Here is a 13,175-nt window from a genome sequence, read left to right on the forward strand (position 1 = left end):
GGCACCGCCCACTCGGGCCGCCGCGCCGGCCGCCGTGGTGGGCGCGGGCCGCCGGACGAAGCCTCGCGTCGAGTCCCTCCGGCCGCGGTGGCGACCGCCGGGCTTACCTAACATGGGGCGCTCCGATCCTCAGAGATGGATTCCCTCGAACGGGGCGAACCGGGCGGCACGCCGCTCTCGGAACGCGGCCACCCCCTCCGCGAAGTCGGGGTGGTTCTTCGCGACCGCCAGATAGTGCCGAGCCCGCAGCCGCGCCTGTTCGAGCTCGACTCCCGCGTCCTGCCACACCTGAGCCTTGATCATCGCCAGCGCGGCCGGCGAGACGGTGGTGGCGAGCACCCGGGCGTAGGCGACGGCGTCCGCGACCACCTGACCCGGCTCGCTCAGCTGGTCGGCCAGCCCCAGGCGCACGGCCTCGGCACCGGACACGACCCGCGCCGTGGCCAGCAGGTCGAACGCGACCGACGGCCCGACCAGCCGGGTGAGCACCCAGGCAACTCCGTCCTCCGCGGGGAGCCCCAGCCTGGCGAACGCGGTGCTGAACTTCGCCTCCGGGCAGGTGACGCGCCGGTCGCAGTACAGCGCCTGGACGAGTCCCACGCCCGCGCAGGCCCCGTTCACCGCGGCGATCACCGGTTTTCGCAGCCTGGTCGTCCAGGTCTGTGGCCGCCGGTCCCGGTGGTAGGCACCGCCGCCCGACGTGTGGCCGAGAACGGCCGGGTCCATACCGGGACAGAAGGTCGGACCGGCGCCGGTGACGACCACCGCCCGCACCGCCGGGTCACGTTCGGCGTCGTCGAGCGCGGCGTAGTAGGCGTCCTCAAGATCCGGCCCCCACGTGTTGCGCCGCTCGGCGAGGTCGAAGGTGACCACCCGGACCCCGTCGCCATCGGTCGTGATCGCGACGGGCTCTCGGGCCGGCCCACAGGCGGCGGGGGTGACGGACACAGCTACATACTACCGCGTAGGTGAATTACTACACAAGGGTTACAACCCGCCTGACCTCGGCATCTGTTCCGTTATACCCCGCTGGCCCGGGACTCGGACCGGGCGAGGAACTCCTCGACCTTCGCCTTGATGTCGTCAGTGCCGAACGACTCACACTCCGCCGCCAGCGCGAAGCCGAGCACCGAGTTCGCCGCGTCGAGCAGCGGCATGTTCAGCGCCCGCTTGGTGTCCCGCAGGGCCTGGACCGGCAGCGCGGCGAAGCGGTGGGCCACCTCCAGGGCCGTCGTCAGCACATCTGCCCGCGGCACGACCCGGTTGCACAGACCGAGCCGCTCGGCGGCGGCGGCCGGGATCCGGTCGCCGAGCAGGATGTACTCCTTGGCCTTGAGCAGACTCATCATCAGCGGCCAGGTGACGGCGCCGCCGTCGCCGGCGACCAGCCCGATGCTGACGTGCGGGTCGCTGATGAACGTGTCCTCGGCCATCACGACGAAGTCGGTCATGACCGCGAGGCTGCACCCGAGGCCCACTGCCGGGCCGTTCAGCGCCGCCACGACCGGCAGCTCACAGGAGATCATCGCCCGGGCGAGGCGCTCGGCCTCGCGGACGTCGGCCCGCCGGGCCGCGGCGTCCCGGTTGTTGCGGATGAAGTTCGGCAGGTAGCCGCCCGCGCTGAACGCGCGACCCGCGCCGGTCAGCACGACGGCGCGGGCCTCGTGGTCGTCGATGAGCAGGTCCCAGACCCGCCGCATGTTGGTGTGCAGGGCGTCGTCGAAGGAGTTCAGCTCGTCGGGCCGGTTCATCGTGATGATCCGGATCGGGCCGTCCGCCTCCACGAGCAGCGTCGGGGCCAGGTGTGCGTAGTCCACGGGGTGACCTTCCATGGGCTGGGCTCCGCCGGCGGCGGAGCGGGAACGGACCGAGCGGCGGCCCGGTCTCAGCGGCGCAGGTTCTCGATGAGGGTCGCGTTGGCCATACCGCCGCCTTCGCACATCACCTGCAGGCCGTACCGCCCGCCGCCGCCGACCAGCGCGTGCGTCATCGTGGCGAGCAGCCGGGTGCCGCTCGCGCCGAGCGGGTGCCCGAGGGCGATGGCGCCGCCCAGCGGGTTGAGCCGGGCGTCGTCGACCTTGGTCTCCCGCTGCCACGCGAGCGGAATCGACGCGAACGCCTCGTTGACCTCGAAGTGGGCGATCTCGTCCAGCCCGATCCCGCTGCGCTCGACGATCCGGCGGGTCGCGGGAATCGGTCCGGTCAGCATCAGCATCGGGTCGTCACCGACGACGGCGAACGAGTGGAAGCGGGCCAGCGGGCGCAGCCCGAGGCTCGCCGCCTTCTCCTCACTCATGATCAGAGCGGCGCTGGCGCCGTCCGAGAGCTGGGAGGAGTTGCCCGCGGTGATCCGCCAGTCGATCTCGGGAAAGCGCTGCCCCATCTCCGCGGAGCGGAACGAGGACGGCAGGCTCCCCAGCCGTTCCGCGGTGGTGCCGGGACGCACCGTCTCGTCCGCGGTGACCAGTTCGCCGCCGCCCCCCGCCGGATCCCCCGTCCGGACCGGCACGATCTCGGCGTCGAACGCGCCCCGCGCGGCGGCGGCCGCGGCCCGCGCGTGTGACCGGGCCGAGAACTCGTCCAGCTCGGCCCGCTCCAGGCCCCACCGCGCGGCGATGAGCTCCGCGGAGATGCCCTGCGGGATGAGCCCCGGCGCGTACCGCCCGCGAACGGAGGGGCCCTGGATGTCGCGCCCCACGCTGGCGGAACCGAGTGGGACCCGGCTCATCGACTCGACACCGCCCGCCACGACCACGTCGTACGCCCCGGCGATCACGCCCTGGGCGGCGAAGTGCACGGCCTGCTGACTGGAGCCGCAGCGCCGGTCGATCGTCGCCGACGGGACGCTCTCCGGGAAACCCGCGGCGAGCCAGGAGAACCGGCCGATGCAGCCGGCCTGCTCGTAGACCTGGTTGACACACCCCACGAGCACGTCGTCCACCAGGGCCGGATCGAGATTGTGCCGTCCCAGCAGGCCCTGGAAGACCTGCCCGAGCAGCTCGATCGGGTGCACGCCCGAGAGCGCGCCCCCTTCTTTTCCCCGCGCCACCGGGGACCGCACGGCATCCACGATCACTGCATTCACCATCGACCACACCTCCGCCGACAAGATAACCTACGGAGTAGTACGTCGGTAGTTTCGTCCCGGCGGCGAGAGGCTCGCCCCAGCGAAGGAGGTCGTGTGACCACCCTGACCAGACCGGACCGGCGGGCACTGATGCCCCCGGCGGCGAGCGGCCGCGTCGCCGCGGGCCTGCGGGCCGAAGTACGTGCCTTCGCCGCCGAGCACCAGGCCGCGGGCACGTTCACCAGCCGGTGCGACGCCTGGCTCGCCGGCTGGGACGAGAAGTTCAGCCGCGCGCTCGCCGACCGCGGCTGGCTGGGTCTCACGCTGCCAACCCGGTACGGCGGCCACGGCCGCTCCGCGTTGGAGCGCTATGTGGTGACGGAGGAGCTGCTCGCCGCCGGCGCCCCCGTCGCCGCGCACTGGATCGCCGACCGCCAGATCGGCCCCACCCTGCTGCGGTTCGGAACCGAGGCTCAGCGGGAGCGCTTCCTGCCCGGCATCGCCCGCGGCGAGTGCTACTTCGCCATCGGCATGAGCGAGCCGGACGCCGGATCCGACCTCGCGGCCGTACGGACCAGGGCGACCCGCGCCGACGGCGGCTGGATCATCGACGGGACGAAGGTCTGGACGAGCGGCGCGCACCACGCCCACGCCTTCTTCGTCCTCGCGCGCAGCGCCCCCGTCATCGAGGGCGGCAGCAGGCACGACGGGTTGTCCCAGTTCATCGTGCCGCTGGACTCCCCCGGTGTGACCATCCGGCCGATCCTGCTGCTCACCGGCGAACACCACTTCAACGAGGTCCATCTGGACGGCGTGTTCGTCCNCGACGACATGGTGCTCGGCCGGATCGGCGCCGGCTGGCACCAGGTGACCTCGGAGCTGGCGTTCGAACGCAGCGGCCCGGAACGTTTCCTCTCCACCTATCCGCTGCTCACCGCTCTGGTGGACGCCGCCCGGACGCGGGCGGACCGGCCCGGCCGCGTCGAGCTCGGCCGGCTGCTCGCCCGGCTGTGGACACTGCGCCGGATGTCGCTGTCCATCGCCGCCGCACTCACCACCGGCGTCGCGCAGGACGTGCCCGCCGCGCTGGTCAAGGACCTGGGCACCCAGTTCGAGAACGAAGTCGTCCACGCGGCCCGGCTGGTGCTCGACGTCGAACCCGACCCGGGCGGCGACCCGCTCGCCCGCATGCTCGCCCAGGCCGTGCTGCACGCCCCCGGCTTCACACTCCGTGGAGGGACGAACGAAGTGCTGCGTTCGATGATCGCCCGAGGGCTGGGGCTGCGATGACCCGCCGACCCGACACCGACACCTCCCTCGAAACAGCGGCCGGCGACCCGGACCGCGCGGCACTCGCCGCGGCGGTCGAGGAGATCCTCACCGACCACTGTGCCGACGAGCGGGTCGCCGCGACCGAGGGCCACCTCGACCGCACGCTCTGGGAGGTGCTGGCCTCCTCGGGCCTCACCGCCATCGGCCTGCCGGAGGAGCGCGGCGGCAGCGGGGGTGACCTGGGCGATGTGGCCGCGGTGCTGCACGCCTGCGGCGCGCACAGCGCGCCGGTACCGATCGCCGACGCGCTGCTGGCCTGCCTGCTGCTACGCCGGGTGTCGCTCAACCTGCCCACGGGGCTGGTCGTGGCCGCCGCGGGTGATCTGACGGCCGAGCACGAGCACGAGCACGGGAACGGGGCCGGGGCCGGGCATCTGCGGGTCCACGGGACGCTGCGCCGAGTGGCGCTCGTGCCCGGCACCGCGGCGACGATCGCCGCGGTAGCCACCGGACTCGACGGCACCGAGCACGTCGTTCTCCTCCCGGCCGAGCGCTGCGTGGCGGGACCGGGCCGCAACCTGGCCGGTGAACCGCGCTCAACCGTCACGGTCGAACTCGTCCTCGCCGGTGACGCCGCCGCGCCGGCACCCCCCGGAACGGCCACGGATCTCCGGCGCACCGGTGCGCTCCTGCGCGCGGCGCTGGTCGCGGGCGCGGCGCAGGGCGCGGTCGATCGCACCGTTCGCCACGTCACCGAACGGGAGCAGTTCGGCCGGCCTATCGCACGTTTCCAGACCGTGCAGCACGAGGTCGCCCGCATGGCCGGTGAGGCGGCTGCCTGCCGGGCCGCGGTCGACGCCGCCGTCGAGGTCGTGGACAGCGGGATTCCGAGCGGCGCGATCGCGGGCGGGCGCACCGTCCCGGTCGAGAACCCCGCCTCGGTCGGAAGTGGCACCGCGGCCCCGGACGCGTCGTTGGTCGCCGTGGCCGCGGCCAAGGTCCAGGCCTGCCGCGGCGCCGAGCAGATCGCGGCGCGCGCGCACCAGCTGCACGGGGCGATCGGCACGACGTTCGAACACGGCCTACGGCTACAGACGACCCGGCTATGGGCCTGGAGCGCGGAGTGGGGCGGTGAGGCCGAGTGGGCCGACGTGCTCGCGCAGGCCGCCTTCCACACCGGCGGGGCCGGCCTCTGGCCGATGCTCACATCCTGAGGCGGCCCGGGCCGCGCCACCGGCCCGCGGCGGCCCAGGTCGCGGGCCCGAGCTGAGGAGCTGCGCCGAACCGAGGGGCCGCAACCGAACTGAACGGCTGTTGTCGAGCCGGCACTCGGCCGATGGCCGGCCGATGGCCGGCCGGCGGCCGGTCGGCGGACCCGTTGCTTCGCCCATGATTGCGGGCACGCTAGAGAAGTGACCTGTTCGTGGCGCGGCACGGAGACGCTCGCATGGTGGCCGGAGAAATGATCCCGGGCCGGGATCATCCGCGGCCCGCGGCAGCGCCGGTGGTCCTGCACGCCACGGATCAGACCCGGATCACCCGGCTCGTTCTGCCGAGCGGTCGCGTGATCCGGAAGGAGCCGCTGGGCCCGGACGCACAGCGCCGGGCCCGTCACGAGATCGAGATCCTCGAGCGGCTGACGGGGGTCGAGGGTGTGGTGCAACTGGCCACCGGGGCGGCGCGGTACGCGGGTTCGATCCTGCTGGTCGATGTCGGCGGCACGGCGCTGTCGGGGTGGGAGACCCCGTTGAAGCCGGTCGAGCTGATCGACCTGGCCAGGTCGCTGGCGCACGCCGTCGGTGGGATGCACCGCCGGGGCGTGGTGCACCNGGATCTCTGCCCGGCCAACATCGTCGTGAGCGCGGACAGCGGGACGCCGTATCTGATCGACTTCGCGCTCGCGACGACCTTCTCGGTGGTCCAGCCGGAGTTCGCTCATCACGGGGCCGCGGTCGGGACCGTGCCGTACCTGGCGCCGGAGCAGACCGGCCGGACCGGCCGCCCGGTCGACCAGCGGGCCGACCTGTACGCGCTGGGAGCGAGCCTGTACGAGCTGGCGACGGGCGCGCCGCCGTTCGGCACGGACGACCCGATCAGGATCATCCACGATCATCTCGCTCGGGCCCCGGAGCCGCCGGTGGCGGTCGAGCCGTCCATGCCCGAAGCACTGTCCGAGATCATCATGCATCTGCTGGAGAAGGAGCCGGACGACCGCTACCAGACCGCCGAAGGACTGGAGCATGATCTGGCGCTGGTGCGCCGCGGCGAGGTCACACTGCGCCCCGGCGAGCGTGATCTCCCGACCCGGCCGCTGACACCCTCCCGGCTGTGCGGGCGGGAAAGGGAGGTCGAGCGGCTCGGCGCGGCGTTCGGCGAGGCCGCCACCGGGAAGTCCCGCGGGGTCCTCGTCGCGGGTGCACCGGGTGTGGGCAAGACATCCCTGGTCAACGCCCTGCGGCCGATCGTGGCCGGCGCCGACGGCTGGTTCGTGGCGGGGAAGTTCGACCAGTACCGCCGCGACCAGGAGTCGGACGGAGTCCGCAACGGGCTGCGGGCGTTGGGTCGACTGTTACTGGCCGAGCCCGAGGACCACCTCGCCGAGGTGCGGGAGCGGATGCTGCGGGGCCTGGGCCCGAACGCCGGCCTGCTGACGGCCACCGTGCCGGAAATGGCGGCGCTGCTGCGGGTTCCGCCGCACCCGGGCGACCCGATGACCACCCAGGCGCGGCTGGCACGTACGGCCGTCGAGACATTGCGTGCTGTGGTCTCACCGGAGCGGCCGGTGGTGTTCTTCGTCGACGATCTGCAGTGGGCGGGGCGCACGCCCCTGGGCTTCGTCGATCTGGTCTTCACCGGCCAGGAACGGATCGCCGGGCTGTTCCTGGCCGCCGCCTACCGCGAGAACGACGTCGACGCCGCGCATCCGCTGGCCTCGATGCTGGCCCGGTGGTCCGACCAGACGACCGGCCCCTACCAGCTACACCTGGCCGGGCTGTCCGCCGCGGGGCAGGCGACCATGGTCGCCGATCTGCTGCAACTGGCAGCGGAACCCGCCGCGCGGCTGGCGCGGGCGATCGCGCCGTCCACCGGCGGCAACCCGTATGACGCTCTGGAACTGCTCAACTCGTTGCGGCGCGAGGGCATCCTGAGACCGGGCGCGGCCGGCTGGCGGTGGGACGGGCGGGAGCTGCGCCATCGGCTCGACCGGGTGGAGGTGACCGCGCTGCTGGCCGCCCGGGTGGCGGCGCTGCCAGCCGAGAGTGCCGAGCTGCTGACGGTGATGGCGAGCCTGGCGGGCCAGGTGGACCTCGATCTTCTCGCCGCCGCGACCGGCCTGTCGCCGGGCGAGGTCGAGCGGCAGCTCGCACCCGCCTTCGGTGAGGGCCTGCTGGTGCTGGAGTGCGACGGACGCCCCGGTGTCCGGTTCAACCACGACCGGACACGCGAGACCGTGCTGGCCGGCAGCCCACCGGACGAGCAGCGCGCGCGGCGGCTGCGGCTGGCGCGGCGGCTGGCTGACCGGCCGGAGTTCTTCGCGGTGGCCGCGGAGCAGTATCTGCACGTCGTGGAGCTGGTGCGCGGCGCCGACGAGCGGCGCGGGGTGGTCGCGCTCTTCCGCCGCGCCGCCGAGCAGGCACGAGTGCTGAGCACCTATCCGCTGGTGGAGCGGTTGCTGAGCGCGGCGGTCGGGATCGTCGACCCGGCCGACACCGATCTGTTGATCGCCGTCCACACCGACCGGCAGGCCGCGCTGTACTGCCTCGGCCGGCTGGACGACGCGGACGACGCCTACCGCACCGTCGAGCGGTTGTGCACCGAACCGGCCCAGCTCACGTCCGCCACGATGGTCCAGGTCAACAGTCTCACCAACCGGGGCCGCGCCGGTGAGGCGATGCGGCTCGGCCTCGCCCACCTACGGCGTCTCGGCATCTCGGTTCCGGAAGGAAGCGAGCTGGAAGCGGAGACCGACCGCGGGCTCGACGGGCTTCGCCGGTGGATCGACACCACCGACGAGCCGGACGACCTCCGCAAGCCCGAGATCACCGACGAGGCCCGCCTCAGCGTGAACAGCCTCGTCAACCGGGTGATGGTCGCGGCGTTCTTCCACGACCACGCGGTGATGGCCTGGCTGGCGATCCGGGCACTGCAGATGTGGGAACGCTATGGCCCGGATCGCGCGCTGGTGGGCCCGGCGAGCCACATTCCGATAGTGACCATCGTCCGCCGCGGTGACTACCACACCGGGCCACGCGTCCTGCGACGGATTCTCGCGGTGGCGCGGGCTCGCGGCTATGAGCCCGACCTGTGGCAGGCGCTCTTCATCAACGTGATCACCTGCGGCCACTGGTTCGCGCCACTGGAGGAAAACCTCCCCGACGGACGCCGTGCGCTGGAGGGCCTGCTGCAGGGCGGTGACCTGCAGAACGCGTGCTGGGCCCACTACGCGCTGGTGTGCGACCTGTTGGACAGCGCGCCGACGTTGGACGTCCTCGCCGCGACGGTCGAGGAGGCGCTCGCCTTCGCCCTGCGCACCGGGAACGGGTACGCCGAGGGGATCTTCCGCTCATACCTGCGGATGGTGCGCGCGCTGCGGGACCCCGTCGAGGCGGCCGGCGGCGAGGCGGCCGAGGTGGGCCTGCTGGCCGGCGACCCGTTCTCCCTCGCCAACGAGCATGTGGCCCGGGCGCTCGCCGCGGCGGTCCTCGACCAGCCGGCCGATGCCGCGCGCCACGCCGCGGCTGTGATGCCCTACGGGGCCGCGATCGAGACGAACTATCCGATGGCGGTGGCGCGGGTGCTGCTGGCGATGGCGCTGGCGGCCCGGGCGCGGGGTATGGCAGCGGATCAGCGTGACTCCGTGCTCGGTGAGCTGGACGAACTGATCGGGTGGCTGGCCGCGCGCGCGACGGACGCGCCGAGCAACTTCCGGCATCTGCTGCGCCTGGTGGAGGCCGAGCGGGCGTGGGCCGTCGGGGACTTCCGCGAGGCCGCGTACCTGTTCGACGTGGCGTTGCGCGAGGTGTCAGCCCGGGTGCGCCCCTGGCACCGGGCGTTCACACTCGAACGCGCCGCGCGTTTCTACCTCTCGCACGGTCTGGAAACCGCCGGCCTCGCGTTCCTGCGGGCCGCCCGGGAGCGGTACCTGGAATGGGGTGCGACGGCGAAGGTCAGCCAGCTCGACTGGGCCTACCCCGCAGTGGGGACCGCCCCCGTCAGCTCGCCCGTGTGGCCGGTCATCCTCCTGCCGGCGGACCAGCCCGGGCGCCGTTCGAAGGTGGCGACCGGCACGGTCGACCTGCTCGCGGTGGTCGCCGCCGCCCAGGCGCTCAGCTCCGAGACCAGCGTCGACGGCCTGCAGGCGAAAGTGGTGGGGATACTCTCCGAGATGACCGGCGCCACCAGCGTCCACCTGCTGCTGCGTGAGAAGGAGCAGGACCGCTGGCTGGTATCCACCGGAGCCGGGCGCGCCATCTCGCTCCGTGAGGCCGGCCGGCGGCGTCTGCTGCCGCTGTCGGTCATTCGTTATGTCGGCCGCACCCACGACCCCGTCGCCATCGCCGACGCCACCCGTGACGACCGCTTCCACCGCGACCCCTACTTCGCCGGCCTCAGCCGCTGCTCGCTGCTCGCCATCCCCGTCGTGACCCGGGGAAGCCTGCGGGCGATGCTCCTGCTGGAGAACCGGATGCTGCGCGGCGCGTTCTCCACCGAACGCCTCGAAGGCATCATGATCATTGCGGGGCAACTGGCGGTCTCGCTCGACAACGCGCTGATCTACTCGTCGCTGGAGGGCAAGGTCGCCGAGCGCACCCGGCAGCTGGCCGCATCGAACCGGCAGCTCGCCGCGGCGAACCACCAGTTGGAACAGCTCTCCGTCACCGACCCGCTGACCGGGCTGGCCAACCGGCGGCGGCTGTCGGAGGTGCTCGCCGTCGAATGGGAACGGGCCCGGCAGCACGCCGGGCCGATCGCGCTCGCGATGGTCGACATCGACCACTTCAAGCTCTACAACGACCACTTCGGGCACGCGGCCGGGGACCGGTGCCTGCAGCGGGTCGCCGCCTGCCTCGCCGGGAACATCGGCGACACGCTGCTCGCCGCCCGCTACGGGGGCGAGGAGTTCAGCATCGTGATGCCCGACACCGACCTGTGTGCCGGTACCCAAATCGCCCGCCGGCTGTGCCGGGCCGTCGAGGACCTGGCCGAACCGCACCCGCTGACGGCCGAGCGCGTCATCACCGTGAGCATCGGCATCACCGCGACCGTTCCCACCGCCGACGGCGCGGCGGCGGGCGACGGGCTGGTCGCCTTCGGCAAGGCCGCGGACACCGCCTTGTACCGGGCGAAACGCGGTGGCCGCAACCAGGTGGAGACCGCCGTGCGGTGACGACGCCATCCGGTTGCGGACGAGGAGCAGGAGGAGCAGTAGGGCTCAGTCGAGGAGCAGTACGGCGGCGGCGCCGATGATTCCGCCGCCGGCCGCGACCAGGCCGACCTCCGGGCCGCCGGGAACCTGCCGCTCCCCCGCCTCGCCCCACAGCTGCCGGCAGACCTCCGGCAGGAAGCCCCAGCCGTGCATGCGGCCGGCGGAGAGCTGTCCGCCCTCGGTGTTGATCGGCAGCTCGCCGTCGCGGCGAATCCGGTCACCGCCCTCCAGGAAAGCGCCGCCCTCGCCTCGTCCGCAGAAGCCCAGCGCCTCCAGCCAGGCCAGGGTGATGAAGCTGAAGCCGTCGTAGATCCCGGCGACGTCGATGTCACCCGGCCGCACGGAGGTCCGCTCCCACAGCCGAGACCCGGCGTCGCGCAGCGCGAGCATCGTGGTCAGGTCGTCGGCCTGCTCCCAGGTCGGCGGATGCCGCCGGGAGGTGCTCACGGCGTCGATCCGGACAGGCCGGCGCCGCAGGCCGCCGACCGCGTCCCCCCGGGAGACGATCACGGCGCTGCAGAAGTCCGTCGGCACGTCGCAGTCGTACAGGCACAGCGGCTCGCTGACCATCCGCGCGGCCAGGTAGTCCTCGATCGTGAGCGGGTCGCGGTAGATCGCGTCCGGGTTGCGCCCGGCGTTCTCCCGCTGCACGACCGCGAGCTGACCGAGCTGCTCGCGGGTCGTGCCGAACTCGTGGAAGTGCCGCTGCGCGTACATCGAGATGATGTTCACTGCGGACGGGGCACCGAAGGGCAGCCACCACGCCTGCGCGCCGCTCGCGCGGGCCGGCATGCCCCGCGCCGTTCCCGGCAGCGACCCGCCGCGGCCACGGCTGGCCCGCACGCTGCCCTCGCAGGAGGCGTGGAACGCCAGCACATGGGTGGCCGCCCCGGAGGCCACGGCCAGACATGCCTCCCAGACCGCCGAGAGCTGCGACGGCCCGCCGATCGTGCCCACATACCAGTCGAGCTCCAGACCGAGTGCCTCCTGAAGCTCGTGCACGCCGACGCTGCCGTCGTCGGGCACGAAGGCGGCGACGCCGTCGATGTCGTCGCGGGTCAGGCCGGCGTCCTCGATCGCCGCCAGGCAGCCGTCCACGGCGAGGCCGAGCGGGTCCCGGTCGAGCCGGCGCCCGACCGCGGAGCGGCCCGTCCCCGTGATCGCCGGTCGTGGGTCACGCGTCATCCTGCCCACCGTCCTCTCCCCCAGCCAGCTCATCACCCCAGGCCGCGCGCAGCGCCCGGCGCCGCTCGGCCCGGTTCAGCCCGCGCAGGTCCGCGACCCCCCGGTCCGTCACGACGATGTCCACATCGTGCGAACCCGTCGTCACCGGCCGCGACAGCCGCCTGACCAGAGTCGGCCGGCCGCGGTGCGCGGTGGCCACCGCGATCACCGAAAGCCCGTGGCCCCGCGCGCCGGCCGCGGCGTAGTCGGGATGCCCACCGATCATGCCCGCCGCCGAACGGTGCACCCCCTCGACGTTCACCTGGCCGTCCCAGTCGATCTCCAGCGCGGCGTTCAGGGCGATCAGGGGCGGCAGCCCGGGGTCGGAGAGCCGGCCGATGTCGTGCGTCGTCTCGATCGGGCGCAGGATCCGCCGGCCGTCCGCCCAGTCGTAGAGCCGCCGGGTGCCGCTGAGATAGGTGGCGACCGGATCGCCCACCAGCAGGCCCCGGCGGTCGAGGTCGACGACGGGATCGGGTAACAGCCCCGAGTCGATCCGCACCGGCACGTCCAGGTTCGACACGATCGCCTGCGCGAGGCGTCCCGGGCCCACCTGGACGCGCGCCCCCGCCGGCACGAGCCGCGCCACCCGCCGGGCGATCTCCTCGTCGGCGGCCGTGGGCGGCGGGGTGCCGAGCTCCGCGGGACCGCGGTCAGTCTCGGCCAGGACGGTGACCTGGTCGGACGGCAGCGGCGGTCCTGCGTCGGCACAGGGCGCGCCGGTCGCCACGACGGCCGCGACCGGCACCCCGGCCGCGACCAGACCGCGCAGGTAGCCGACCTCGGCGCCGAAGCGGAACCCGTCCCGGCCGCGTACCACCGTCGCGAGCAGCAGGTCGGGCCGCAGCGGCCCGCCGAGCAGCGCGGGCACCGCCGACAGCCTGCAGGGGACCACGTGGGCCAGGCCGGTTTCGACCATCGCGCGGGTACCGGGCCCGCCCATCAGCACCCGCACGTCCGCGAAGGCGGACGCGTCCAGATCCGGCGCCGCGGCGGGCATCCAGCCGAGGACCAGGCGCACGGCCCGGCCCGCCGCCACCCGGCTCAACGGGCCGTGCAGGAGTTCCGGTGTGCCGCAGCCGTCGGCCAGCGCGACCCGCATTCCCGGCCGCACCAGCCGGGCCAACGCCGTTTCCAGGCCGGTGACCGGGAGTTCACTCACGGCGCCGCTGGCAGAGCCCCCGT

At 73.3% G+C, this 13,175-nt stretch carries 8 protein-coding genes and 1 pseudogene; 4 read left to right on the forward strand and 5 right to left on the reverse strand.

Annotation, left to right across the window (positions count from 1 at the left end):
* Nucleotides 1–129: 129 nt before the first annotated feature.
* The 3 genes from UG55_RS06885 to UG55_RS06895 form a co-directional block, all read right to left on the reverse strand.
* Nucleotides 130–948, reverse strand: a complete 819-nt coding sequence (locus UG55_RS06885; RefSeq protein WP_128422879.1) for an enoyl-CoA hydratase-related protein — start codon at nt 946–948, stop codon at nt 130–132.
* 71 nt (nt 949–1,019) lie between these two features.
* Nucleotides 1,020–1,817: an enoyl-CoA hydratase/isomerase family protein gene (locus tag UG55_RS06890; protein WP_128422880.1), complete on the reverse strand. Its 798-nt coding sequence runs from the start codon at nt 1,815–1,817 to the stop codon at nt 1,020–1,022.
* A gap of 68 nt (nt 1,818–1,885) precedes the next feature.
* Complete coding sequence (locus tag UG55_RS06895) at nt 1,886–3,088, reverse strand: thiolase family protein (protein WP_066064431.1); 1,203 nt, start codon at nt 3,086–3,088, stop codon at nt 1,886–1,888.
* 129 nt (nt 3,089–3,217) lie between these two features.
* Between UG55_RS06895 and UG55_RS33160 the strand changes: the two genes are divergently transcribed.
* The 4 genes and pseudogenes from UG55_RS33160 to UG55_RS06910 form a co-directional block, all read left to right on the forward strand.
* A partial coding sequence (locus UG55_RS33160; RefSeq protein WP_242423852.1) for an acyl-CoA dehydrogenase family protein occupies nt 3,218–3,890 on the forward strand: 673 nt, incomplete at its 3' end.
* Nucleotides 3,891–4,353: 463 nt separating this feature from the next.
* Nucleotides 4,354–5,553 carry an acyl-CoA dehydrogenase gene (locus UG55_RS06905; protein WP_083986499.1) on the forward strand — a complete coding sequence of 400 codons (1,200 nt, stop codon included), beginning with the start codon at nt 4,354–4,356 and terminating at the stop codon, nt 5,551–5,553.
* A gap of 233 nt (nt 5,554–5,786) precedes the next feature.
* The coding region (locus UG55_RS33165; RefSeq protein ID WP_396230822.1) for a hypothetical protein at nt 5,787–6,168 on the forward strand (382 nt) is incomplete at its 3' end.
* 1 nt (nt 6,169) lies between these two features.
* Nucleotides 6,170–10,727, forward strand: a pseudogene (locus UG55_RS06910) (diguanylate cyclase); the annotation flags it as partial.
* Between the two features lie 45 nt (nt 10,728–10,772).
* On the opposite strand, the gene UG55_RS06915 reads toward UG55_RS06910, so the two are convergent.
* Nucleotides 10,773–11,951 (reverse strand): thiolase family protein, encoded by a 1,179-nt coding sequence (locus UG55_RS06915; RefSeq protein WP_066064436.1) that lies wholly within the window; start codon nt 11,949–11,951, stop codon nt 10,773–10,775.
* On the reverse strand, nt 11,941–13,152 hold the full coding sequence (locus UG55_RS06920; protein WP_066064749.1) for an acetyl-CoA hydrolase/transferase C-terminal domain-containing protein: 1,212 nt from the start codon (nt 13,150–13,152) through the stop codon (nt 11,941–11,943). The genes UG55_RS06915 and UG55_RS06920 overlap by 11 nt, the downstream gene beginning before the upstream one ends.
* Nucleotides 13,153–13,175 lie beyond the last annotated feature (23 nt).

Origin of the sequence: Frankia sp. EI5c (assembly GCF_001636565.1) — a bacterium.
Lineage (GTDB): Bacteria > Actinomycetota > Actinomycetes > Frankiales > Frankiaceae > Parafrankia.

Bases quoted from the DNA above. Each gene is read 5' to 3' on its own strand.
- UG55_RS06915 (WP_066064436.1), bottom strand. From the start codon at position 11,951: ATGACGCGTGACCCACGACCGGCGATCACGGGGACGGGCCGCTCCGCG.
- UG55_RS06905 (WP_083986499.1), top strand. From the start codon at position 4,354: ATGACCCGCCGACCCGACACCGACACCTCCCTCGAAACAGCGGCCGGC.
- UG55_RS06895 (WP_066064431.1), bottom strand. From the start codon at position 3,088: ATGGTGAATGCAGTGATCGTGGATGCCGTGCGGTCCCCGGTGGCGCGG.